The following is a 24597-nucleotide window of genomic DNA, read 5'->3' as shown; positions in this document are numbered from 1 at the left end:
ATTTCCATCCTACCATTAAAGCATCAAATTGAGCAATAAATTTTTGTGAATAAAGGAGCTGGAACCATGACCGTTCAAATAGAGTTTGATTCTTCCTGGCAAGATGAATTTTTACATAGGATTGAGAACGATGGCCCATGGGGAAATTGGGAGCTTTTTAAGCTGGCAGTTGGAGTCGAAAAAAATCTAATAATCCCTGAATTTGAAGGTTTACAGGCACCAAAACATTTGCCTAATCTGACTCCGCTTCCACATCAGCTCGAAACTGCAAAACAAGTGATAGAGAATATGAATGGAAAAGCTATTCTAGCAGATGAAGTTGGGCTCGGGAAAACAATAGAGGCAGGCCTTATTTTAAAAGAATACATGATTCGCGGACTCGTTAAAAAAGTCCTGATTCTTGTCCCGGCTTCCCTAGTAACACAATGGTCCTATGAATTGAATAGTAAATTTTTTATTCCTGCGGTTTCTCAAAGGAAAAGCTATGTATGGGAACAATGCGACGTTGTCGTCTCATCGATTGATACAGCTAAACGCGATCCTCACCGTGATATCATTTATAAGCAGGACTATGATTTAATCATTATCGATGAGGCTCACAAGCTAAAAAACAATAAAACAAAAAACTATGAATTTGTTCAAAATTTAAAAAAGAAGTTTTGTCTGCTTCTTACTGCAACACCGATTCAAAATCGAATCGAGGAAATCTTTAATCTTGTTTCCCTATTGAAACCTGGACATTTAGGAAGTGAAACAACATTTTTTGATAAATACAAACGGGATGCCCGGTCATTGAATGATAACGAACATTTAAAAGAGCTCGTTAATAAAGTCATGATTCGAAATCGCCGTGCTGATACCGGGATTGAATGGACAAAAAGACAGGTTGAAACGATCGCAATTGAATTTACCCCTGAAGAGAGAAAATTATATGATGCCATTACTGATTTAAAGAGCGAAGGTGATTGGGTTCAAACGAGTGCCTTCTCGGTAATGACTTTACAGCGAGAAGCGTGCAGCAGCAGGGAGTCCGTATTTTATACACTTAAAAATATGCTGCAAAAAAAAGAAAATCCAACAAAGGTATACGAAGATCAAATTCAGTCTTTAATTACAAAGGTAGAAGCAGTTCAAACCAATTCTAAGGCAGAAAAGACATTGGAGTTAATCCAAAAAATAAATGATAAAGTTATTATTTTCACCGAATATAGAGCAACCCAAATGTACCTGCAATGGTATTTAAAGCAACATGGGATCTCATCGGTTCCGTTTCGCGGCGGCTTTAAACGCGGCAAAAAAGACTGGATGAGGGAACTTTTTCAGAAGCATGCTCAAGTACTAATTGCAACTGAAGCTGGTGGTGAAGGTATTAACCTTCAATTTTGTAATCATATTATTAATTTTGATTTACCTTGGAATCCAATGAAGCTTGAGCAAAGAATCGGGAGGATTCATCGTCTTGGACAGGAAAAAGATGTTATGATTTATAATTTCGCCATTAAGAACACGGTTGAAGAACATATACTAAAGCTGCTATATGAAAAAATTGAACTCTTTGAAAAGGTAATTGGTGATTTAGACGACATTCTAACGAAGCTAGACTTTGGTAATATTGAAGATCATTTAATTGATATATTTGGACAATCCTGTTCTGAAGGAGAAATGCGGATAAAGATGGAAAACCTTACATCGATGATAGATTTGGCTAAGGATATGCAGAAGGAGGATTCACATGCAGCAGCTGGAAATTCATAACTTTCTCATTCGCTATTTTCAAGCGAATGAATGTGCAATAACAGAGAATGGCCCTGGTTACTTAACTGTGCAGTTATCGATTGAACTCGATAAGGAATTGATGAATCGCCCATTTTATTGGCATTACTTAGAAAAAACAGGTGGGATAGCTAATCCGATGAAGCTTACTTTTATTACGAACACACAGATTGCACCTGAAAAAATTAAGGGAGAAACCATCCATTTTGGCTCTCCCCGCCTGCACCAAATATTCCAAACAACCAAAAAGCTTGCAAGCTACATCAGGCTATATGAGAATCATTTAAATGGCAATCAACAAACTCCCTTAATGCCATGGTTGTGTATGAATGTTAAGATTTCCTATCAATGCGACCGTAAACGGGATATATATAAATCCATTGGTTTACAGCTCATTAATGGACAAATGGTGGAGGATTTTGATGAACTCCTGCAGAATGTTCAGCTGACACCGAAAATACCAGACTATTCCTTTACGCTTTCACCACTTGTAAAACCCAAAAGTGGTTTATCGAGAATTGAAAACTATCTGAAAGCAATAATTGAAGGTGATGACCATTCCTGGGCAGAAGATGCGAGAAAGCGCTGGGAACAGGATTTAAAGCTTCTTGACCATTTTTACGAGGATATAGAGGAAGAAAATGAAAGTTATGAAACCGAGAAAAAAGCATTACGAGATCAGTATGAACCCAAAATTAACATATCGTTTATTAATGGGGGATTGTTTTATTTAACCGATCAGGCGGTATAAAATAAGAAGCAGACATGAGTCTGCTTCTTACTTTTTTCTTCTATTCTTTACTTCAATATAAAAAATATAAGGAAGAATCCCAAACCAACGATACCAAAAAGATGCTTTTGCCTGCTTTCGCTCTTCCCGGAGTCGTTTTCGTTCATCCTTTGGCTGGTCCGCATATTTAACAAGAGTTTGAGTCATATATTTTACATAATCATTCGTTTTCATGGACACACCTGCCTTGATTTCTACACTAAAAGTATATCCATGTTTATAAAATTTAGACAGCTTCGCACGCATTAATTAATCTCAGTCCATTTAATCATTTTTTTGGTAGCAATATCGAAAAAACCTCGTCCCACCACTGTTTCACCTGTATGCAGTCTAAGGGTAAAGTTAATTTTCTGTACGGATCCTATGGGACTGTCAGCCTGAAAATCTATAATGCCTTTCAAATAGGAGAATGTACCTTTAGCTGGAATAACCGCGCCTGATTGCATTAATTTTTCTATTTTTTTTGACGACGAGTGAAAATAATATTCCTCCTGAAGAATAACTGCCGTTTCATGAGCCAACTTCCTTTCCGTTACTAGTTGTTCTACACGAAAGGAAAAGACAGTTAGAAATAGGATAAGCAAAACTAATGTCAATGGGTAGGTAAATCCATTTTCGTTATTCCTCATATTGCTGAAACCCACCTAATATAGGAATGCACCACTACACTGTATTCCTTCCCCCAAACATCAACTACGATAATTTCCACCGAGTTACCAATCCTAGTAAAAGTGACCACAGCTATATTTTGCAGTAGTGTTTCATGCCCAGTAGAATTCACACGCCTTCTGATATTACTGCCATATTTCTCGTAATTAATGGTTTCATTGTTATTTGTTAACACCAACCTGCCTGAAAGCACCTCCACTTTAGAACTCATATGGATTTCCTTTTTTACCTGACTGCAAAATACTTCCCATTCCATTTCCTGAAGTTTTCCATTTGAATCTTTTGTGTCTTCTATAATCTGTAATAATGGAATCATGAAAAATACAATAGTCGAAAAGATTGAAAATGCAAACAGCACTTCAAGGAGGGTAAAAGCTTTTTCATTCGGGTATAGCACAGATTTCAATTCGCGGATGAAATGTCTGTTCAACAACTTCTACACACACCTCCTTTTGTCCATTCAGTGGTGATTGTTTCCAGTAAATCTTATATTCTGTTCCATTATGAAATTTAGAGTAGTTGTAAGAAATCCTGTCTTCCAATAAATTTGCTTGCAGCTCCTCAAATACAAGCTGTTTAGCTTTTTTTCCACTGGCAAGCCTGTGTGATTGATTGGATACATCCATTAGTAAAGGCATAAAAAACAAACACAGCATTAACAATGCAGACAATGATAAAAGGAGTTCAAGCAGAAAGAAACCCTCATTCTTCAATAACATAAAACCGTCCCTTTCCAATCAAAACGGTTAATCGATAATTTTTTTTTGCTGTTCGGATAAATAATGTACCGAATCGATCTACATTCCCATTCGGATTAAATTTAAAAAATAGTGGGATGGTGCCTTGGCTTACACGAATCTTTGGAGAATGATTTCTCTCAACTATCGGATTACTGCCAGAAACGAGCGTATACTTATGGTCATATTCATAGAAGATAACTTTCACTTCCATCTGATGTGAGATCGCGTATTGTTGACCATAATATAAATCTGCTTTTAATTGGGAAATAAAGGCCTTATCATTTGCTGAATTATACTGTGGCTTGAAGTTAAAGGCTGTTATTGAGGAGATAATTAGAAAGATGGAGAGAACAATCAAAGATTCAATCAAGGTAAATCCTTTTTGATTGCGGAGCATTATGGTGTAGTTTTTGTTACTGCAGTTACATTTCCTTCAGAATCGATCGATACAACTTTTGTTCCATCTGGACAACCAGTTGCGTTTTGATTTAAATACCCATCTGAACTAAGTTGAGCCAAGGTTGGTACTTGATTCTTGTCAATGATATACGACTGAACCTGGGCTTGTACCATTTTCACATATGCCTCACAACCTTTTTTGTTAATATTTGTATTATGCTTGGCAACATTTGGGATGGTTACGATTAGTAAAACCGAAATAACTAGCATAACAATCATCATTTCTACAAGTGTAAACCCTTTTTCATTCTTCATTAGAAATTCCTCCATTTTTTATATTCCATCTAATAGGTTGAACATAGGCAATAATATGGCTAAGTACATTGAAACAACTAGTAATCCAATAAAAAGATAGAGAACAGGCTGAATCATTTTAAAACTTTTTTCAATTTTTTCTTCCATGTTTACTACACAGTGCTGGCTAAAGAAAAGTAATTCTTGCTCTAATTTTCCATTTTCCTGCCCATGTTTAATAATCATCGGGAATTCTTTTTCAAAAAATGGAAAGCAAGCCAAAATAGACTCTAGATTTTCACCGGTTAACAGCTTTTTCTTTATTTCCATTCCCAACTGACTAAAAAACGGCTGTCTGTGATTCTTCTCAAATAATTGTAAGGCTTCAAAAACAGAGATTCCACCTGCTAATAGAAAACTTAATTGAACAGAAAAATAGTGGGTAAACAATAATTTGAGGATACTTCCTAATAAAGGAATTCTTACGAGTTGTGACCTTTGTTGCAGGACCGAGATTTTACGAAATACAATAACATAATAGAGTACAACTATTGCTACTAGCAGCACCACCAAACCGAAAACAATTGGAAAATACGTATCAAACGAATAAAGTAATTTCATAAAGAAATTTGCTTCTAGTCTCATAGATTGAAAGAGACTAGTAAATTTGGGCAGCAATGATTTTTGGACAAATACAAATAAAAAACCAGTAATAAACATTAGCAACGCGGGATACTGTAAGAGTTTTAATAGTTTTTTTCTATCATTCTCCTTTACTAAAGCTAGATTGCTGCCTTCCATGAGTGCCTCTGCAAAGCTTCCATGCTGCTCTGCAAAATAGACATACCCAATTAAATCTTTGTGAAAGCCTAGATTACCTAATACATCATGGAACGAACCTCCATTTTTCAAATCAACCAAGCAATTATACAACTCCTCCTTTCGATTCTTTGGTAAGTGCAAGGATATAGATTCTATTGCTTCAGCAATGGGGTACCCTCTTTCTAGTAATTCTCCGATTCGTTTTAAAAATTTTGCCTGCTCATCTACGGTCCAATTATGGAGCTTCATGGTCATACACCAAGCGATCGTATTCAGACTCTTTAATATAACCCAGAGCAATCCCCTTGTTTATTACTTCCCTAACTGTCGTGTATCGCGATATAATATTTTCTCCTTTTGCTTCTTTCATCGCAGCATTAAGATTTCTTCCTGATAGAAGTTCAAAAACACTCGCCCTTTTCCATCTCCCATATGAGTAGCAGAAGGGCGAACACTCCCCTTGGCAATATGGACATGTTAGCTCCACTAATCGCTGCGCTGTTACCGCAATTAAGGTTTGTTCTACCTCTAACCAATTTACACCAAACTCATGGAGACGATATACCGCCCCCTTCGCATCCCTTGTATGCATTGTACTGAGAACCAAATGTCCCGTTAATGCAGCCCGCACTGCAATTTTAGCCGTTTCCGCATCACGTATTTCACCGACCATAATAATGTCGGGATCATGACGAAGAATCGCCTTAAGGCCAGCAGCGTATGTTACGCCCGCTTTTTCATTCACTTGTATTTGTAAAACAGAGTCGTAATTTTTTTCGATGGGGTCTTCAAGTGTGATGACATTTCGATGAAAAAGATGTGCGGTTTCATTTAAAAGGGAATAAAGAGTTGTGGTTTTTCCTGATCCGGTTGGACCTGTGAAGATAATTAAGCCGTGTGCGTGTTTCAGGAGAGCTAGTAGTTTTCTGGTCATTCCAGGGAAAAGTGAGAGTTGGTGAAAGGGAATCTGTTCTTGTTGGGGCAATAGTCTAATAACAAGACTTTCTCGATTGTTGGATGGAAGAGTTGAAAGCCTGAGACCCATTATTTTGCCATCCACTTCACAAAAAATCGCACCACTTTGAGGGCGTCTTCGTTCTCCGATATCCATATTAGCAGTAAACTTAAAATGAGAAATTAATTTGTCGCATTCATCTTTTGGAAGTGATAATCGGGGAATAAGTTTGTTTGTTAAGCGGATTTGAATGAGTGTGTCTTTCTTCCTTGGAATAATGTGAATATCTGTTGCCTGGTTCCTGGCAGCATCTGTGACAATCCTATTTGCTAGTATTTCGATTGCGCTTACAATGAGTAACACCACCTTTTAATTTGTCTTTATAGTTATTCGACAACTTTCAAGCTTTTCCTTCAAGATTCTTCTTTTTTTAAAAAATATTTTTTCTTTTTTATTTAAACCATTTTTACAAATACCTCTTAAAGAACAACTATTGACATACAAACTGTTTATGTTTTGTATAACAATTGTACAATCATAGCACTTTGTCTTTTCTTTAATTGTGAACAATTTCTAAACATATAGTGTTAACATTGTTAACCTCATTCCCAAGTGGAAATTGCTGTATTATAATTGGATTAAATTATGGGGGTCCGAGGTGAACAGAGATGGAACAAACATTAAAGATAACAAATGTTTTATCAGATCCAACTAGGTACTACATCTATCAATACATTACTAAACGCCACCAAGAAGTTACAGTACAAGAGGTGGCAGAAAATTTTAATATCCATCCCAATGTTGCAAGATTACATTTATCAAAGCTTGAAGATGTTAACATGTTAGCTTCTGAAACAAAGAAGACTGGTAAAGGTGGAAGACCAAGTAGATTATACCGTCTATCAGACGATGTCATTCAATTGCACTTTCCATTCCGTGATTACATGCTCCTTTCTAAGGTAGCCATTTCGACAATGCTTACATTAGGTGAAGCAGGTAAACAAGCTCTTTACTTAACTGGAAAGAAATTTGGCACAGAGATAATTGACCAGGAAATGGCAAGAAGGTCATTTGGTGAAGATATAGATTTTGATCAAAAGTTATCAATTTTAAAAAGTGCTGCGACATTAGCTGGATTTTATCCAGAATTTGAAGCAAATGATGATCATACAAAAATTTATTTCAAGATTTACAATTGCCCATTCAAAGAAGTGGCAGAAGAACACGAATCAGTTTGTGCTATGCATCATGAATTCCTTAAAGGAATGTTTGAAGCATTGTTTGATTCAGTAGAGTTAGTTGAAAAAGAAAATATCATCACAGGCTGTGAAACATGCTCTTACCAGGCCCTAGTTTCAAACTAATTTGAAAGCTTATTTACTTTTGAACTCCTTTTCTTTATAATATTGCTTGATGGTACCGTAGGGGAAAAGGAGGGATACATATGGATCGCATGTTCAGAGTTTTGGGTTTCTGGACGGGTATTTTTACCGTAATGTTCTATCTAGGTGATATGGATAAAACTGCAATGCTTTTCTTGGCCCAAACTGGATTCTTTGTTTTGTTAAGCTATCTTAAACTTTCCGAACGTATGTATATGTATGTTTTCGGAGCATATTTAACCGTATTCTTCGCAGGCTTCACTTATTGGACAACATTTATGATGCCGCTTGGTGGAGGACATTAAGAAGATTTTAGTACATAAAAAACACCGGAGTTGTTCTCCGGTGTTTTTTATTCTTCAAAGAGCTTGCACTCATTAAAACCCTTTTGTTGAATAACTAAGTGAAAAAACGAACTAATTCCAGACGGCATAATCAAACTTCGAATCGCACGATTTCGTTTGCTTATCTCTGAAAATGGATTAGGATCATAATGGTTTTCTAATTCTTTTAAAATCCCTGCTTTTAATAAATACTCATCCTGTCTTAGTTTCGAATGAAATAACAATTCTGTTTGCTCACCCTTTTGAATAAACCAATCAAAATGGATGTGTGTGGTGATGTCCATGTCTCCTGGGTGCTCCAAAACATTATCGATCATTTGATGCTGATAATATCCTCTAAGGCTCCCCTTTCTTCTTGAAGGGTGCTTCCAGTCTTCATTGGTATAACCATAATCTGCTGTTACTACAATCCCCTTTGCTAGCACCCTCGATATATCCTGCACCATCCCTGCCATTAACAAAGGTACTTCTATCCGCTGCTCATCTTTTAATTCCAATCCAGTCTCTCCTAAGAAAGAGTGTATAGCAGGATTTGTTAATGGAACTTTGACCTCATACAGAGTATTATTTTTAATTCCCACCATAACCTCATACAATTGACCAGTTTCTTTCTCAATTACATGAACAGGCAAGGCATCGAATAATTCGTTAGAAAAAACCATTCCTTCAAATGGCTCAAGATCATCTAGCTTACTTACTTGGGTTATAGAATACTTTGGTTTTAGTAAATCATTTTGTAACTTCAGATGATATGGACTGCTTTCCACAATCATGTATGTTAATGGAGTTTTGATGGAATCCTTCCATTCCTGTAAAAAAGCATAGGCAAAACGTCCATTGCCAGCGCCAATCTCACAAAAAGTTGGCTCAAGGTTATTTTGCTTACAAACACTTGCGAACCACTTCGCAGTGATTCGACCATAAATGTCAGAAATATTACTGGTAGTAATAAAATCTCCTTGACTGCCAATTTTTTGTTTATTTTTCATATAGTAACCCAATTCGTGATGGTAAAGGACAGCGTCAATGTATTCTGCATAAGAAATCAATTGAGTTGGTGAGTTTATAATTAAACTCCTTAAATAAGCAAACATACTTAAAACCCATTTAAAAATGGATTACTATCCATCTCTTCTCCAATGGTGGTTACTGGGCCATGCCCAGATAAAACGACTGTTTCTTCAGGTAAAAATAATAACTTCTCATGAATACTCTTAATTAGTTGTTTATGATTACCTCCTGGAAGATCTGTTCGACCAATACTGTTTTGAAATAACGCATCACCTGAAATAACAAAACCCTCTGCCTCAAAAAAATACGATACACTACCTGGAGAATGACCTGGTGTCTCAAAGATAGAAAAGGTGAAATCTTCAATCGTTATAGTCTCTTCTTTTTTGAGGGTATAGTCTGCTTTTTTCATTTTTATTAACTCTTGCATTTTAAAAAACTTCGAACCATTTAATGCAGGGTCTATTAACCAGTCTTCTTCCTCTTCATGAATATAAACAGGAATTCTGTAATAATCTCTAACCTCATCAACTGCACCGATATGGTCGAAATGTGCATGTGTTAAAAAAATGGCAATCGGCTTGAGTTCCCTTTTTGTTAACCACTTAATTAGCTTTTTCCCTTCACTGCCAGGATCAAATATCAAACAGGATTTATCAGGACTTTCAACTATGTAACAATTCGTTTGTAAAACCCCTAAAGGTATTTGGGACCACTTCATCAATTACACTACCTCCAACTATTTTTACATTAATTTTATTCTACACTATCTAAGCAACATTGCTAACTTTTTTAGCCCTCGACAAATGGATAAAAAGAATATAAAATTAGAGTCGAATGTATATAATATTCTTACATAACTATCTTTAGGAATGTTGGGCTTAGCCCAATTATTATTAAATAAAGGGGGCTTTATTAATGGGAGTAGTTATTATTTTTGCTTTGGTTGCCTTACTTGCTGCTTACGGCGCATTCACTGCCCTAAAAAATAAAAATTTCTTAGGAGCATTTTTTGCAGTAGCATCACTAGCTGTTTTTGGCTGGTTTGCAATCATGACACTTATTGAAAGTGGTTTTCCTACTGGAACACACTAAGTTAAAATTGAAAGACTGCCAAATGGCAGTCTTTTATTTTTTTACAAGTTCATGAATTTCTTTCGTTTTGAGATCAATCATTTTTTCAAATCGATTTCCATAAAGTGCGAATTCACCCGAAGGGGATAAAAGAATGGGTTCGTTCTTAAGACCTTGCAAAATAATGCTGTTACTACCCTTATTAATATCATAGCTTACAAGTTCAAAACCTTCCGAGTAAGCATCCGCTTCACCACTTTTCAGTGGCTTTAGGGTAATAAATTTCCCTTTACTTTCATTGAAGTCATAGTAAGGAACTAACCAGCTCGAAAACATGGTCAAATGGGGTATTGAAAAAGAATAAAGTTGCTTATTATCTGTTTTGTAAAAGGTATAAGTAGCCTGTAACTTTTCCTCATCGTTGACGGTAATCGTCATAAGAAGGTTTTGGTAGGTTGAAAAATAGAGGACATCGTTTAGTATAACTTCCTCCTTCCCAGAACCCAATTTATTCCTCATGAGTGGAGCAAAAAGTGAAGGACTGGCTTCATCCCAGTTCAAAAAGGCAATCTCCTCTTCTCCTAACCATTTAATAAATGGTTGAGGAATTGATAGTTCAGTTAATTTACTCTGTTCAATATCTAAAAGCTGCATTTGAAATGTCCAATCTTCATTAAAAGAAGAGATTAGAATCTCAGACTCATGATATGGGTTCCATTCAAAGCCCATTTCATATGAGGGGATAGATTGTTTAAAGATTTCCGATCCCTCTGGCGTTATTATGGTAACTTGCCCTTCATAGGTGGAAGGCGATGATTGAACTAGGATATATTTTTTTGTTGGGCTAATCTGCAAGGTGACAATGGGTACTTCACTTTTAAATAGTAATTCACTATTACCGGTGAGTAGATCATAGAGGTAAATAGACGATGATTGTCCAAGATTCGTTATATAGAGTAATTGGTTGTCGTAAAGCCAGCCGCCAATTTTATAAAAATCACCCTCAGGAATTTTAATTGGGAGTTTCCATGCTTCTTCTACTGGCTGTGATGGCGGGACATTTTGCTTGTCAATATCTTCAGAAGGGCTATGCTTGGCATCTTGTTGATGCGTACAAGCACTAAAAATGGAGGAAAAAACGAGCAAAAACGAAATTTGAAAAATAAATTTTATTACCTTGTGAAGCTGCATTTTCCCCCTCCCTCCTTTTCCTTACATAGATTAGTACGTTTTTATTACAAAAATGTTTCAAAAATAACAGAATTATTCTAAAAATAAGGAGAAAGTCGCATGTACGACTTTTTCTTATAAAAACCAACACAATAGTTAATTTTAATGTCATTAATTTGATTTTACAAGTCATGAAACTAACTAATTATAAATAAAGTGAAGCTAGAAAAATGCCCTCAACTTTTTGGAGAATGTCCTTAAATTGAGATAGGGGTAATGGATTGATTCCCCTTCCTAGTTCTATAGTGAAACCAGGCCTTTTAAACTCTTGAATATACCAATCCTTGAATCCCGCATGACTATCAACATTTCGAATGGCCTTGTACCCACTGACTTGTTCGAATTCTTTTGCCAGAAGTTCAGATTCTGGCGGCTCAAAACCTTCATATCCCCAATAAAATTCCTCACCTTGAGTATGAAAGGCCAAAATGCGATCATATTGATTGTCCTTAATCAAATTCGCCATAGCAATGGCTTCCGGTTCAGATAAAGAAGACTTACCTGGATAGTCTCTAGGTGCAGGAGACTTCGGTGCTTTCCTCTCTTGCTCAATCTCCCAATTCGCCGGAAATTGATTGTTTAAGTCCACCCCTCTAATATTCGCCTTCCAATGAACAAATTCATTACTGCCTTCATTTATATTCATCACCTCATCATGACGGCTTGTTGGCGGTCCATTTAATACCAAGTCTACCCCGTCTGGATTTACCATTGGCACAAGAGATAATTCAGTTTCATAATATAAATTAATTGTATTTATTCCTCTTATTGTGCTTCGGTTCGTTAAAGAAATAAGATATTGATTAACGAGGTTCATTAACACCATTGTTGTAATCCATTCATTAGCATGAAAAGAGGCATTCATATGAACTTTCTTCAATCCCTTTCCAATTCTTATTTCTTGAATCGGTTGACCTAAAACACTCGTGCCAATTGTTTTCACATTTATAAATGGATAAGATTTCTTAAGAGTAGTAATTTGTTTCATGAGGATCTTGGCGCTAAATGGCAATTTTGAACTAACATTAGGCTGTGAAATCCGTTCTGGTAAATAAATAATTTCACCAGGGACTAATTGATTAGGATTTTGCATTTGATTTAAGATCATCATAGCATCAAGGGATAAATTTTTCGCATTTCCAATTTTCCATAACGTGTCTTCTTCTTTAATGGTATACGGAATGGATACGTAGCCTGGAATCATTATTTTTGTACCAAGTTTTAAACTAGATGGATTTACGTTCTCATTTGCATCGATAATGAGCTCAAGAGGAACCATAAATAATCGCCCATAATACGAAAAAGTGTCACCTTCACGTACTCGAACTTCCATATCATTCTCCCTCCTTCCATGATAAAAATCATATGATGAATGGAGGGGGAAAATGAGCAAAACAAAAACCTGCATGTAATTGCAGGTTCTTTAATAAGCCTTTAAATGTTGAGTTTATTTTTTATTAGCCATCCAGCACCAATTACCCCGGCATCATTACCAAGTGTTGCCAGCGCTAGATTTGTAGACTCTCTAACCGCTGAAAAAGCAAACATTGAAAAGTTTACTTTTACTGTGTCTAATAAAATATCACCAGCACGAGAAACTCCTCCGCCGAGAACGATCATTTGTGGATTCAATGTATTCGCAATATTGGCTAGAGCAAATCCTAAATGAAAGGCGACTTCATCAATTATTTTTTTTGCCACTTCATCACCATTTCGAGCACAATCAAAGACATCCTTGGCTGTAACTTTTCTATTTTCCGCAAAGATTGTTGCTAGCGGTCCCTTTACATCTGCTTTAGAAAGCTCATTTTCTGCCTGCCGAACAATGCCAGTTGCAGAAGCAATGGTTTCAAGACAGCCAGACTTACCACAGTTACAAGGTGCTCCTCCAAAGGGTATAGATGTAATATGACCAATTTCACCAGCCGCACCATTAATACCTCGAACAATATTACCATTAGCGATTACTCCACCGCCTACACCCGTTCCGAGTGTTACACACACTAGGTCGTTTGTCCCCTTACCAGCACCATTCCACATTTCACCTAATGCGGCACAGTTAGCGTCATTTTCAATAACTACTGGTAAGGCCGTTAGTGTATGCAGGCTTTCTTGTAATGGAAAGTTATCCTTCCACCCCAAATTTACGACATTTAGGACGACACCCGAATCATAATTCATTGGCCCAGGCGCACCCATACCAATCCCAATTAATTTTGTTTTCTGCTCTTTTAACTCTACTAGTTTTTGATCTATCGCATTTGCAATATTTATTGTGATATTTTGCCCCTCGTTCGAGTTATCAGTAGGGATTTCCCACTTATGAAGGAGTTCGCCGTCTATATCAATAAAGGCTATCTTTGTAGTTGTCCCGCCAAGGTCAACACCAACAATCCATTTTTCCGACATTGTAATCACCTATTTTTTTCTTCTTTTTCTTTTAAAAATCTTACTTCATGCCTTAAAATTAACAGTGCAGTCGAGTATTCCTTCGGTTCAATTAACTGAGCGTGATACAACTCTTTTAATTCTGACTCCATTAATTCAAGGTCTGCGATTCGGTCCCCAATATAAATAATCGTTCCATATTGCTTTAAAAATTGCTGAATTTCATAAATTGATTTCATTTTATTTAGCCCTCTTACATAAAGGATGAGAAACATTACATTAGGCCCTTTTATTATACTTTTTTGCTTTTTGAATCAAAATTTAAAGTTTTTGCTAAATTTTCCGCAGAAAATAGCAAATACTTTTAAGAAAAGAGCCTGCAAACTAAATTCAAAAGCACAAAATAACTATTGCCACATTAAAACCGGCTGTAAGATTTAACAACAATCTTTCCGAAAACAGCCTAACATTAAAAGTATACCCTATGCCCCTGCCACCCTCAAGATGTTCTTACATGCCATTAAGCCTATTCTCCTTCAGCAGATGGTGGAAGCAAACGAGTAAGTTCCTGAACCAAATCAGCGTATTCCTGTTGGTCTGGTTTTAATTCTGCAGCCTTTTCAGCATTTTCCCTTGCATTCAATAGGTCATTTTCTTCTAAATAGATTAATGAGAGATTGTAATAAGCTTCAGGTAAATCTGAATCTAACTTTATCACCTGGAGTAAATGAGATTTTGCATCATCAAGCAAACCCATCTTAATTTCAATAAAAGATAAAGCAAAATATACCTCTGCAGATGATGTTTTACTTGAGTTCTCTACGTATTTCGTTAAAATGTCATATGCTTGTTCATAGTTTTCCTGCTTAATATATTCTTGGGCTAACATCATGGTCGAGCTTTCATTACCACCCGATTCGGAATTTTGAAAACCATATACTAAAGAGCCATATATAACTGCTGCAGATACGAACAAAAATAACGACTGTAATAATGGCTTTTTCTTTTTAGGGAAATGCATGATACCAGCAGCAAGGAAACCACCAGCTAGTCCACCTAAATGTCCGGCATTATCAACGATTGAAACGGTGAATCCAAATATTAAATTAAAGACCAACACCGTGATAACACTTGGACCCATTGTCCGGAAAAATAGCTTTGGATAAATGAGTGCAAAGTAAAGTAATGCTCCAAAACAGCCAAAGATAGCCCCACTGGCTCCCGCTGATATATTTGGGCTAAAGATAAAACTCGCAATGACACCTGATATGCCTGCAAATAGATAGATAAATAAAAACCTAGTATTTCCAAATATTCTTTCAACTGCTGGACCTAAAAAGTACAAAGCCAACGTATTCATTGCTAAGTGTAAAAATCCAATATGTAGGAAAATGGGAGTAATGAATCGCCACCATTCACCCTCATAGATATAAGGATTAAATTTTGCCCCAAACTTAATCAATGTAGATGTATTAGTACTTCCTCCTTGAAGCTCTAAGATTAAAAAGACTACAACCTGAATAATCATAAAAAAGTATGTAAATAATGGCTTGCCATTCGTGAATATTTCATTTTCCTTTTTTGCCTTCTGTATCGCAGATTCTAACGTAGTTTTCTTTTGAAGAGCAGCCTCTTGCTCTGAATACTCACTATGAATTTGAATGGACACTTCTTTTTCTAATCTTTCTGATAAAACTTTAAATCCTGTTTCGTATTGATCACTCGTCAATAAGACTGAGCTAACTATCGTTTTTTTTCCCTGAGGAAAGACAAATGGACTTTCTAACCGGTACTCGTAGTCATCAACAGGAGGAAATTGACTAATATAAATATTCACAACTAAGAGTTCACCATGACCAATCTGTTTTCGAATTTTTTCACCATTAGAGGCTGTAAATTCTATATCTCTTTGCATGGAATTGCTCCAATCTAGATCAATTCGTAACAAACGAACGATTGGGGCTTTTTTATTTTCGAGTTTCTCCAGCCATAATTCTTTTTGATTTTCAAATAATTGAATCATTCGGTAGCCTTGCTCCGAAATAAAGAAATCAGCTAATTTCCAAAATAAATAATCCTCTTTAAAGTTCAATACCCACACTACTTTCTTATAGGACTGCCTAGTAAATTTTTTCACTAGTTTATTTTATTATAAACGATTATCATACCAAATGAGGAATGATTGCATGTGCAAATTCCGAACAAAAAAAACCATCTGTGGCTTTCACCATTCAGATGGTCTTTCAGCATATCTCCCAAATACAGTCTGCATCATTTTACTTTTTACACCTGGAAAACTCATGACTGAACCTACAGCAAATCGACGCATCCAGCCTGACCTCAGTAAAAGGTTGATAATCCGATATCTGAAGCGGTATCCAAAATAGCCAATTGACCCAATCATAAATATGGATGTCAACATACGAGACATTATCATCCCCTCCTACCCATATTGTGTGAATAGGAGTCAATTTTTATCCACCCTTTTTAGTACTTGCTTATCACAGGATTCATTGTTTCTTTTAATACATTAACGGAGTGCGTGAATTTTTCCTTTTCTTTCTTATTCAGGTCAAGTTCAACCACTTCTCTAATCCCACTGCGGTTTACTACTGCCGGTACACCGATGTAAACATCCTTATGACCATATTCTCCATCTAAATAGGCGGAGACAGTTAAAACTGAATTTTCATTTCGTAAAATCGCTTTTGTTAAGCGGACGAGTCCCATCGCAATACCATAGTACGTTGCACCTTTACGTTCAATAATATGATAGGCTGCGTCCCGCACATTAATAAATATTCGATCTAGATCTTCTTGGTTGGTCTCATGTTTGTTTGTCCATTCCGATATTTTCATACCTGCAATATCTGCGTGGCTCCAAACAGGAAGTTCCGTGTCTCCGTGCTCACCAATAATATAAGCGTGGACATTTCGGGTATCGACATCATAATACTCACCAAGTAAAAAACGGAATCGCGCTGTATCTAAAATGGTACCAGAACCAATTACTCTTTCCTTTGGAAGACCAGAAAATTTCCATACTGCATAGGTTAAAATATCAACTGGATTTGTTGCTACTAAGAATATCCCATCAAAACCACTAGCCATTATTTGTTCCACGATACCTTTAAAGATATTGGTGTTCTTCTCAACTAGGTCAAGACGTGTTTCACCTGGCTTTTGATTAGCACCAGCCGTAATCACGACAAGATCAGCTTGGTCGCAATCTGCATAGCTGCCATACCAAATCTTTGTACGAGAAGGAGCGAAAGGAAGACCATGATTTAAATCCATCGCATCCCCTTCAGCTTTAGCTTCATTTAAATCAACTAAGACTAGTTCTTCTGTTATTCCCTGATTTAATAACGCAAAGGCATAGCTTGAGCCTACAAAACCTGTTCCAACAAGGACAACTCTATTCACTTTTACCATGATATTTCCTCCTCACAATAGTGGGTTTTTACTATTTAATAAAGGATAACCTTGTTACAATTTAATTGTTCATTATTTCACAAATTTTTATCAATATTAAATTTTCTGTGAAATCGTTGTCTTTAAATCTATTTTGTTACAACATAAATAACCATTATTGATAACAATGCAGCAACAAATCCAGATAAAAAATTCACCATATCATTATCCACTATATGATAGCCTTTTATTCTTTTTGTAGGAGTTTCGCAATGTACCTTTTTCTCGGTTTCAATTCCACATTTACTACAGACATAGACCTGTTGATAATAGGCACCAAATATAGTATCAATGATATTTCCTAAGAAGCCAAATAGGAAAATAATAAAGAAGTGGAATAACTCCAATTGAAAAAGCCAAGTACCCGTCAAAGCGATTAATAATGACCCTAGTATTGCTGCTATAGTTCCTAACAGGCTGACAGCACCGGAGGTCCCTTTTTCTATTCTTTTAAGGGTACGTATGTATACTGGCTTACTTTTACTTAGGGTACCAATCTCTGAAGCCCATGTATCTGAGTTTGAACTAGCTACGCAAACAAGAAAACCGACCAACCAGATGATGTCCTGATTGAAATAGTAGATGATGCTAAGCAGCGCAGCGCCACCGCCATTGGCTATTACCTGACGCCAATCTCTTGTCGCTCCCTTTGCTAATTTCTCTTCAATTTCTTTTTTTTTGGTGCTTTTATATTTTGACCAATAGCTAGATGTGGCAAAGAAAATTCCAAGGAGGAGAAGTCCCTTCACTCCAAACCCGAAGTAGACAGCTGCTCCTACCAATACTGCAGCAATCGCACCATTACTACTTAATGACCGTTCCAAATAACCCGCTAAACCTCCTAAAACGATGATGGCGAGAAGAATAAGGTTCTGTGTCATTTTGTATTTATTACCTCACTATTTGTAATAATTTTTGAGACTGGTATATCGTGCATTTCAATAGAAAATTGTGGAATAACCTGAAAATGAAAAGAAAGAGACATTGTTTTCCCTTTAAAATGGGTTAAAAATCGATCATAGTATCCTCCGCCAAAGCCTAGCCGGAATCCCTCTTTTGTATAAGCTAAGCCCGGCACAATTAAAAGATCGATATTCTCAGGCCTTACCTCCATGGTCTGCTCTATTATGGGTTCAAATAACCCATAAAAAACAGATTCTAGCTGCGAAAATTCTGTAATTTTATGAAAGGTTAATGCCTTTTTCGTTGGATGGCATTTTGGAACGACAATCTCTTTTCCTGTCTCCCACGCTCGTCGAATAATTTGATATGTATCCACTTCAGGTTCCTTTGAGATGGTAATCCCGATTACTTTGGCATTCATCCAGTCTTCATGATTATAAAGTGTACTGGCAATTTTATAGGAATAATGTTCATAAAGCGGCTTTGAAAGTGCGGAAAGTTTATCTTTCATTTCTTTCCGGATGATATTTTTTTCACTCATGAAATGGTATTCTCCTTATTTTTGACAACAAAAAAAGCAGCAGGAAGCCCTACTGCTTATTTTGTTTCACGGTGTGCTGTTGTACGCTTTTCTCTTGGGCAATATTTCTTAAGCTCAAGACGATCAGGATTGTTTCGTTTATTTTTTGTTGAAATATAGTTACGATCTCCACACTCAGTGCAAGCTAACGTAATATTTACACGCATGTCAATTTCCCTCCAAACGATTAAGCTAGTTCGTTCATACGACTTTTCTATAATATCATTTTTCAAAAGGAAATGCTAGTGTGTTTTTTAAAAGTACCATTTTAGATTAATTATCTTGCTTATATACCCCTTATTTACTTGTCTTTTCATTTAAATTCGCACGTTTATTCAACAAAGTATCTTCCATGACTGTTACGGTTTGAGATGCAATTCGTTTCCATCCATAAAGACTCTTTACAATCTGCTGTCCTTTTGCACCAATCTCTTTTGCTTTTTCTGGATTTTGCAACAAAAAGTCTATGTTTGATAGGAGACTTTCATGATTTCCAGGGACCATAAGCATACCAGACTGTGAATGCTTGACAATTCCTTTGAGACCGCCTGTTTCTGATACAATCGTCGGTTTACCAAGAATCATGGCTTCAAGAGCTACTATGCCAAAGGGCTCGTACAAGCTTGGAAAGACAGCTATTTCACTGTTTATTAACAGGGCATTTCTTTGCTGGTCAGAAACATAGCCAATAAAAGCAACGTAATGATCTAATTGTTTTTCCGATACCATCTTACGATATCTTTCAAGCATCGGACCTTTGCCTGCTATAACAAAATAAATTTTTCTCCCGATTTCCATTGCCGATTCTGCTGCCTCAATAATCGTCTCAAATCCCTTTTCCTGTACAATTCTACCTACAGAAAAAACATATTTCCTGTCCTTTAAGGATGGGAAAATCTCAGTTGAGTCTACCTTCACATCCCCTTGTTCAATACCATTTGGAATAATGGTCATTTTATGTTCAGATAAACGGAAGTGAGTTAATAATTCTTCTTTCATAAAATTACTGCAAACAATTAGTTGATCGGAATCCTTCATTAACCGATGTTCTTTTTCATGAATAAAACGCTGCATTTCAGTGTGAATTCCCTTATTCCTTCCATGTTCAGTAGCATGAATCGTTGTTAATAAAGGAATGGATAGCACTTCTTTCAACGTGATTGCCGCCGTTCCTACAAGCCAATCGTGCGCATGGATAATATCAAACTTTATTTCTGCTGCTATTTTTTCAGCTTTATAACTCATAGCTAAATTCAGGCCTGCAATCCAAGCAAGAAAATCATCGTCTTGGTAGTTTAAAGGCGTAACACGATGGACATGAACACCATTTATCATCTCAAAAACAGGCAAGCCGCCATTTCCTGCAGTAATAACATGAACCTCATGGCCAAGTTGGGCCAAATGGACAGAAAGACCGTAGACATGCCTCGAGAGCCCGCCAACAACATTGGGAGGGTATTCCCAGGTTAGAATAAGAATTTTTAATTTCCGATTATAAGAATGTTTTAGGTACATTCCATCATTATCCATTTTTCTGCCCCATAATTTTTGATTCCTCGTAATAGCTGTAGGTACTTACATGATCAATCCATTTAGGCGAATAATGTTCGATCTGTTGATTAAGTACTAAATGATTGTAAACACCAGAACCACCCATATTAGGTGTTTGAATCGCATTCGAGCGAAGGATAGGAAAGAAGTCTTTATCATTCATTTTAACACCTAATTCGGCCACGTAGCTCCGACTCGCTGTTAATCCTTTAATAAACCAATAGCCTTTATTATAAGGAACAGTAATATCATAGTAATGATGTGCATTATTGCCCGTGAAAATAACATCTGTTACATCATATAATCTAACAATATGGACGAGCTCCTCAAATGATTGATTATAAAATAAGGTGAAGACCGTTTCAGGTATCTTGGATGCCTCCCAATATACGATTACCTTTCTTTGGGAAACAAGTTTAATTGAGAGTTCACCTTTTATCGGACCTTCATCGATTGTTGCCTGTATTAATACACCGCTTTCTTTTTGCTCCTCACCTTCAACCGATAAATCTTCTATTTGATTTTCCTGAGTATTAACATATTTATTCCATCTATATTGGACTCTTCCAACTGTCGTATTTAATTGCGAGGCGATTTTTCGGAACGATAAACCATCCCCTCTTAATTTAATAATTTCTTCTATCATTGTTATCCTCCATTTCTGCAAACTCCTATTTTATGCATAAATAATCTAAATATTCCTTCATAGATAATTTTAATGGTAACATCACTAATCAAACTGTACAATAAACGTATTTTGTCGTATTTTGCTTGTCCCTTGCTATAAAAGAATGCAGGGTTATGGAAAAAAATTAAAAATTTTAAAGTACTCCATAAAACGACAAATTTCTCCGAAAAATAAAAAAAATGAGACGTTTATTATGCGTCTCATTCTTAAGGTGAAATATTTTTTATTCGTTTAAGTTAAATCGTTTCCCTGTTACTAGGTAGATTACATTTTCTGCAATATTCGTTGAATGGTCAGCAATTCTTTCTATAAATCGGCAAACAAATGCAAGTTGAATGATTTGATTTGTAGCGTTCGGATTATCTGGAACCATACTGATAAGTTCATGAACTAACTTGCCGAACATGTTATCTACTGCATCGTCTTTTTCAGCACATTTCTGTGCGAGCATGACATCTTCATCAACATATGCTTTAACTGCCATTGTTACCATTTCGAGAGCATTATCCATCATTTTCGGGATGTCTAATATTTCTTTAAAGTGCTTTTCATTGCCAATATGCATAGCAGCTTTTGCTATATTTACCGCCATATCTGCCATACGTTCCACTTCGGATGAGACCTTTAAAGCCACATTAAGTGTTCGCAAATCTTTTGCAACTGGTGATTCTCTTGCAATCAATAACAATGCTTTATCGTGAATCTCATGTTCTAAGGCATCAATTTTATCATCACCATCAATAACCTGTTTAGCTTTCTCAATATCATGATTGAGAAGGGCACTAAGTGAATTCCGAACTGCTGCTTCCGCTAGCTTTTCCATCTCTAGCAGGTTTTCTTTTAATTCGATTAATTTACTGTCAAATTTTGATCTCGTACTCATCTCTTCACCTCATTATCCAAATCTTCCTGTAATATAGTCCTCTGTTCTCTTATCCTTAGGAGTAGAGAATATTTTGTTAGTTTCTGAAAATTCTATCACTTCCCCATTTAAAAAGAAAGCTGTTTTTTTAGATATACGTGCAGCCTGCTGCATGTTATGAGTAACGATAATGATACTAAACTCTTTCTTCAATTCCTGGATAAGTTCCTCTACTTTTAAAGTAGAGATAGGATCTAGTGCGGAAGTTGGTTCATCCATTAAAATAACATCTGGTTCAATCGCCAGACAGCGAGCGATACAAAGACGCTGCTGCTGTCCTCCTGATAACCCATAAGCGTTTTGGTTAAGACGGTCCTTTACCTCATCCCAAATGGCCGCACCTCTTAAGCTTTTTTCCACTATCTGATCTAAGATTTTCTTGTCACGAATTCCATGAATTTTTGGTCCATAAGCAACATTTTCATAGATAGATTTTGGAAATGGGTTTGGCTTTTGAAACACCATTCCTACTTTTGTTCGCAATTCCTCTACCTGATAGGATTTATCAAGGATATTTTTTCCTCTGTAAAGAATTTCACCATCTGTTCTTACTCCGGGAACTAATTCAATCATTCGATTCAAGGTTTTAATATAAGTGGATTTCCCACATCCTGAAGGTCCAATAATAGCAGTAACTTCATTTTCCATAATATCTAAATTTATTTTCTTTAGCGCTTGATTATCACCGTACCATAAATCTAAGTCCTTTGTTTTATAGACAATTTGTTTTTCTTCTGGATTATTAATTTTAGCAGTGGCTGATGATGTTTCCATAATTGTTTGCCTCCCTGATCCTAGCCTTTAATATCTCTTTTGAAATTTATTTCGAATTAACACAGCAATTGAGTTCATAACGATTAACATGAACAGTAAAACAATAATACCTGCTGCAGCTAAAGCATGAAACTCTGCTTGAGGACGACTTGTCCAGTTGTAAATTTGCAATGGCAGAACGGTCATGCTATCTAATACTGTTCTTGGTAAAAACGCAAGGAATAATGGCATACCAAGGACAACAAGTGGTGCTGTTTCTCCGATTGCACGTGAAAGTGCCAAAATCGCCCCAGTAAGTATTCCTGGAATAGCAGCAGGTAGAACAATCCGCACAATGGTCTGCCATTTAGTAGCCCCTAACCCAAATGAAGCCTCTCTTAATTGATTAGGCACAGCACGAATAGCTTCTTGTGAAGCAACAATAATGACCGGTAAAACAAGTAGACTCATGGTTAGACCTGCGGCTAAAACACTTGTCCCAAGCGCTAAAGCACGTACAAATACAGTTAATCCGAGTAACCCGAATACAATAGATGGGACACCTGCTAAATTGGAAATATTAACTTTAATAAAATTGGATATCCAATTATCTTTTGCATATTCTTCGAGATAAATGGCAGTCCCCACACCTAGCAATAATGAAACAGGTGCAACAACAGCCATAAGCCACATGGTTCCGATTAAGGCAGCATAAACACCTGCATTTTCAGGCTTCCTTGACGGAAGGCTTTGTAAAAATTGTAAATCTAAATAGCCAAATCCTTGAGAGAATATCCGATATAATAATACTCCTAATATTAATAATATAAACATGGTTAATGCAAGAAATATCCATTTCGAAAATATATTTTTAGATAATCTTGGTTTCATCCGTTTTACAACGGAATCATGATTAATTAAATTCATTAATATGCCTCCCTAAAACGACGGGTGATGTATTGAGCGAATAAATTCATCACTAACGTAAATACAAAAAGCGTCATTCCAACTGCGTAAATGCTATAGTAGATTGTCGTACCATAACCTACATCACCTTGGCTGACTTGGACAATATAAGCAGTCATCGTTTGAATCGAGCCTGTCAAATTCCATTCCAGATTTGGAGTAGAACCACCCGCAACAGCCACAATCATTGTCTCACCAATCGCCCGAGATATCGCCAACACAATGGAGGCAACTATTCCTGAAACAGCAGCAGGTAATACAACTTTGATTGCTACTTCAAACTTAGTTGAACCCAGTGCCAGGGCACCTTCACGCATTGCATTAGGAACCGAAGTCATCGCATCCTCTGAGAGAGAAGCAATCATCGGTGTGATCATGATTCCAATTACAATACCAGGGCTTAATGCATTAAAAATTTCAAGGGATGGAATAATGTCACGTAATATTGGAGTTACAAAGGTTAGTGCAAAAAATCCATAAACAATCGTTGGAATTCCAGCTAAAACTTCTAATATCGGTTTAATAATTCTGCGAGTTCGATCTGATGCATATTCACTCAAATAAATGGCTGAAGCTAATCCGATTGGAACAGCAACAATAGCTGCAATTAATGATACCTTTAGCGTTCCCATTACTAACGGCAAAATACCAAATGATCCATTGGTTTCGGAAAAAGGATACCATGTTTTTCCAGTAAAAAACTCTTTAATCGATACAGCATCAAAGAATAAGAACGTTTCAAAAATGAGTGTAAGAACAATACCAATCGTTGTTAAAACAGAGACTGCCGCGGTAAAGAACAAAATATACGGCATAATTTTTTCGGTAATTCCACCAGCGCTCTTTCTTTTTTTCTTCTCTTGAATCATTTTCTGTACAGAGAAAGAAT

The 24597-nt window shown here is 36.4% G+C and carries 31 protein-coding genes; 5 read left to right on the top strand and 26 right to left on the bottom strand.

Translation table 11 applies throughout. The annotated features are described in order from the left end of the window. Positions 1-66: 66 nt before the first annotated feature. Together J2Y03_RS00250 and J2Y03_RS00245 are read left to right on the top strand one after the other, a co-directional pair. Positions 67-1755 (top strand): DEAD/DEAH box helicase, encoded by a 1689-nt coding sequence (locus J2Y03_RS00250; protein WP_310189711.1) that lies wholly within the window; start codon positions 67-69, stop codon positions 1753-1755. Further along, on the top strand, positions 1733-2524 hold the full coding sequence (locus tag J2Y03_RS00245; protein ID WP_310189709.1) for a YqhG family protein: 792 nt from the start codon (positions 1733-1735) through the stop codon (positions 2522-2524). Before J2Y03_RS00250 ends, J2Y03_RS00245 begins: the two co-directional genes overlap by 23 nt. Before the next feature lie 27 nt (positions 2525-2551). Here the strand turns inward: J2Y03_RS00245 and J2Y03_RS00240 are convergent, their stop codons facing one another. From J2Y03_RS00240 to comGA, 8 genes are all read right to left on the bottom strand, one after another. Continuing rightward, a complete protein-coding gene (locus J2Y03_RS00240; protein WP_132088313.1) occupies positions 2552-2737 on the bottom strand; it encodes a YqzE family protein in 186 nt (61 codons plus the stop codon). A 71-nt stretch (positions 2738-2808) separates the two neighbouring features. Then, entirely contained in the window at positions 2809-3192 is a 384-nt protein-coding gene (gene comGG / locus J2Y03_RS00235; RefSeq protein ID WP_132088316.1) for a competence type IV pilus minor pilin ComGG, read from the bottom strand. Further along, the gene (gene comGF, locus J2Y03_RS00230; RefSeq protein WP_310189704.1) at positions 3189-3665 is read right to left on the bottom strand and encodes a competence type IV pilus minor pilin ComGF; all 477 of its coding nucleotides are present in this window, start codon (positions 3663-3665) and stop codon (positions 3189-3191) included. The genes comGG and comGF overlap by 4 nt, the downstream gene beginning before the upstream one ends. Then, complete coding sequence (locus J2Y03_RS00225; RefSeq protein WP_310189703.1) at positions 3613-3945, bottom strand: hypothetical protein; 333 nt, start codon at positions 3943-3945, stop codon at positions 3613-3615. The genes comGF and J2Y03_RS00225 overlap by 53 nt, the downstream gene beginning before the upstream one ends. Next, positions 3935-4369 (bottom strand): competence type IV pilus minor pilin ComGD, encoded by a 435-nt coding sequence (gene comGD / locus J2Y03_RS00220; protein ID WP_132088321.1) that lies wholly within the window; start codon positions 4367-4369, stop codon positions 3935-3937. Before comGD ends, J2Y03_RS00225 begins: the two co-directional genes overlap by 11 nt. Further along, positions 4369-4686 (bottom strand): competence type IV pilus major pilin ComGC, encoded by a 318-nt coding sequence (gene comGC / locus J2Y03_RS00215; RefSeq protein ID WP_310189700.1) that lies wholly within the window; start codon positions 4684-4686, stop codon positions 4369-4371. The genes comGD and comGC overlap by 1 nt, the downstream gene beginning before the upstream one ends. Positions 4687-4704: 18 nt before the next feature. Then, positions 4705-5736 carry a competence type IV pilus assembly protein ComGB gene (comGB, locus tag J2Y03_RS00210; protein ID WP_310189698.1) on the bottom strand — a complete coding sequence of 344 codons (1032 nt, stop codon included), beginning with the start codon at positions 5734-5736 and terminating at the stop codon, positions 4705-4707. After that, positions 5723-6805 (bottom strand): competence type IV pilus ATPase ComGA, encoded by a 1083-nt coding sequence (gene comGA, locus J2Y03_RS00205; RefSeq protein WP_310189697.1) that lies wholly within the window; start codon positions 6803-6805, stop codon positions 5723-5725. Before comGA ends, comGB begins: the two co-directional genes overlap by 14 nt. Positions 6806-7110: 305 nt before the next feature. On the opposite strand from comGA, the gene J2Y03_RS00200 reads away from it, so the two are divergent. Next, on the top strand, positions 7111-7806 hold the full coding sequence (locus J2Y03_RS00200) for a helix-turn-helix transcriptional regulator (protein WP_310189694.1): 696 nt from the start codon (positions 7111-7113) through the stop codon (positions 7804-7806). A gap of 80 nt (positions 7807-7886) precedes the next feature. Continuing rightward, a complete protein-coding gene (locus tag J2Y03_RS00195) occupies positions 7887-8129 on the top strand; it encodes a DUF2626 domain-containing protein (protein WP_132088334.1) in 243 nt (80 codons plus the stop codon). Between the two features lie 47 nt (positions 8130-8176). Here J2Y03_RS00195 and J2Y03_RS00190 read toward each other — a convergent pair whose 3' ends face one another. Together J2Y03_RS00190 and J2Y03_RS00185 are read right to left on the bottom strand one after the other, a co-directional pair. After that, on the bottom strand, positions 8177-9262 hold the full coding sequence (locus tag J2Y03_RS00190; protein WP_310189689.1) for a class I SAM-dependent methyltransferase: 1086 nt from the start codon (positions 9260-9262) through the stop codon (positions 8177-8179). A gap of 2 nt (positions 9263-9264) precedes the next feature. Next, the gene (locus tag J2Y03_RS00185; protein WP_310191264.1) at positions 9265-9900 is read right to left on the bottom strand and encodes an MBL fold metallo-hydrolase; all 636 of its coding nucleotides are present in this window, start codon (positions 9898-9900) and stop codon (positions 9265-9267) included. 197 nt (positions 9901-10097) lie between these two features. Between J2Y03_RS00185 and J2Y03_RS00180 the strand changes: the two genes are divergently transcribed. Beyond that, the gene (locus tag J2Y03_RS00180; protein WP_132088340.1) at positions 10098-10274 is read left to right on the top strand and encodes a DUF2759 domain-containing protein; all 177 of its coding nucleotides are present in this window, start codon (positions 10098-10100) and stop codon (positions 10272-10274) included. 33 nt (positions 10275-10307) lie between these two features. Here J2Y03_RS00180 and J2Y03_RS00175 read toward each other — a convergent pair whose 3' ends face one another. From J2Y03_RS00175 to pstC, 16 genes are all read right to left on the bottom strand, one after another. Then, positions 10308-11444: a YqgU-like beta propeller domain-containing protein gene (locus tag J2Y03_RS00175; RefSeq protein ID WP_310189685.1), complete on the bottom strand. Its 1137-nt coding sequence runs from the start codon at positions 11442-11444 to the stop codon at positions 10308-10310. Positions 11445-11628: 184 nt separating this feature from the next. After that, positions 11629-12816: a M14 family zinc carboxypeptidase gene (locus tag J2Y03_RS00170; protein ID WP_310189682.1), complete on the bottom strand. Its 1188-nt coding sequence runs from the start codon at positions 12814-12816 to the stop codon at positions 11629-11631. 101 nt (positions 12817-12917) lie between these two features. After that, positions 12918-13892, bottom strand: coding sequence for an ROK family glucokinase (locus tag J2Y03_RS00165; protein ID WP_310189678.1), 975 nt, complete (start codon positions 13890-13892; stop codon positions 12918-12920). A 5-nt stretch (positions 13893-13897) separates the two neighbouring features. Beyond that, positions 13898-14110: a YqgQ family protein gene (locus J2Y03_RS00160; RefSeq protein WP_132088352.1), complete on the bottom strand. Its 213-nt coding sequence runs from the start codon at positions 14108-14110 to the stop codon at positions 13898-13900. A 287-nt stretch (positions 14111-14397) separates the two neighbouring features. Next, positions 14398-16008: a rhomboid family intramembrane serine protease gene (locus tag J2Y03_RS00155; protein WP_310189674.1), complete on the bottom strand. Its 1611-nt coding sequence runs from the start codon at positions 16006-16008 to the stop codon at positions 14398-14400. A gap of 87 nt (positions 16009-16095) precedes the next feature. Next, positions 16096-16302, bottom strand: a complete 207-nt coding sequence (locus tag J2Y03_RS00150) for a hypothetical protein (RefSeq protein ID WP_132088358.1) — start codon at positions 16300-16302, stop codon at positions 16096-16098. A 56-nt stretch (positions 16303-16358) separates the two neighbouring features. Then, positions 16359-17309, bottom strand: coding sequence for an L-lactate dehydrogenase (locus tag J2Y03_RS00145; protein WP_132088361.1), 951 nt, complete (start codon positions 17307-17309; stop codon positions 16359-16361). Positions 17310-17434: 125 nt separating this feature from the next. Continuing rightward, complete coding sequence (locus tag J2Y03_RS00140) at positions 17435-18226, bottom strand: DUF92 domain-containing protein (protein ID WP_310189671.1); 792 nt, start codon at positions 18224-18226, stop codon at positions 17435-17437. Continuing rightward, on the bottom strand, positions 18223-18789 hold the full coding sequence (locus J2Y03_RS00135) for a 5-formyltetrahydrofolate cyclo-ligase (RefSeq protein ID WP_310189669.1): 567 nt from the start codon (positions 18787-18789) through the stop codon (positions 18223-18225). Before J2Y03_RS00135 ends, J2Y03_RS00140 begins: the two co-directional genes overlap by 4 nt. A 56-nt stretch (positions 18790-18845) precedes the next feature. Beyond that, a complete protein-coding gene (rpmG, locus tag J2Y03_RS00130) occupies positions 18846-18995 on the bottom strand; it encodes a 50S ribosomal protein L33 (RefSeq protein ID WP_015594975.1) in 150 nt (49 codons plus the stop codon). A 130-nt stretch (positions 18996-19125) separates the two neighbouring features. After that, entirely contained in the window at positions 19126-20358 is a 1233-nt protein-coding gene (locus J2Y03_RS00125; RefSeq protein WP_310189667.1) for a glycosyltransferase family 4 protein, read from the bottom strand. Continuing rightward, a complete protein-coding gene (locus J2Y03_RS00120; protein WP_310189664.1) occupies positions 20351-21025 on the bottom strand; it encodes a DUF4912 domain-containing protein in 675 nt (224 codons plus the stop codon). The genes J2Y03_RS00125 and J2Y03_RS00120 overlap by 8 nt, the downstream gene beginning before the upstream one ends. 265 nt (positions 21026-21290) lie before the next feature. Continuing rightward, entirely contained in the window at positions 21291-21950 is a 660-nt protein-coding gene (gene phoU / locus J2Y03_RS00115) for a phosphate signaling complex protein PhoU (RefSeq protein ID WP_132088376.1), read from the bottom strand. 12 nt (positions 21951-21962) lie between these two features. After that, positions 21963-22763 (bottom strand): phosphate ABC transporter ATP-binding protein PstB, encoded by an 801-nt coding sequence (pstB, locus tag J2Y03_RS00110; protein ID WP_132088379.1) that lies wholly within the window; start codon positions 22761-22763, stop codon positions 21963-21965. Positions 22764-22790: 27 nt separating this feature from the next. Further along, the gene (pstA, locus tag J2Y03_RS00105; protein WP_310189660.1) at positions 22791-23669 is read right to left on the bottom strand and encodes a phosphate ABC transporter permease PstA; all 879 of its coding nucleotides are present in this window, start codon (positions 23667-23669) and stop codon (positions 22791-22793) included. Continuing rightward, positions 23669-24577: a phosphate ABC transporter permease subunit PstC gene (gene pstC / locus J2Y03_RS00100; protein ID WP_310191262.1), complete on the bottom strand. Its 909-nt coding sequence runs from the start codon at positions 24575-24577 to the stop codon at positions 23669-23671. The genes pstA and pstC overlap by 1 nt, the downstream gene beginning before the upstream one ends. Positions 24578-24597: the final 20 nt, after the last annotated feature.

The sequence above is a fragment of the Neobacillus niacini genome (genome assembly GCF_031457145.1).
In the GTDB taxonomy this organism is placed as follows: domain Bacteria; phylum Bacillota; class Bacilli; order Bacillales; family Cytobacillaceae; genus Neobacillus; species Neobacillus niacini_J.
This window is presented reverse-complemented; position numbering and strand designations above follow the sequence as displayed.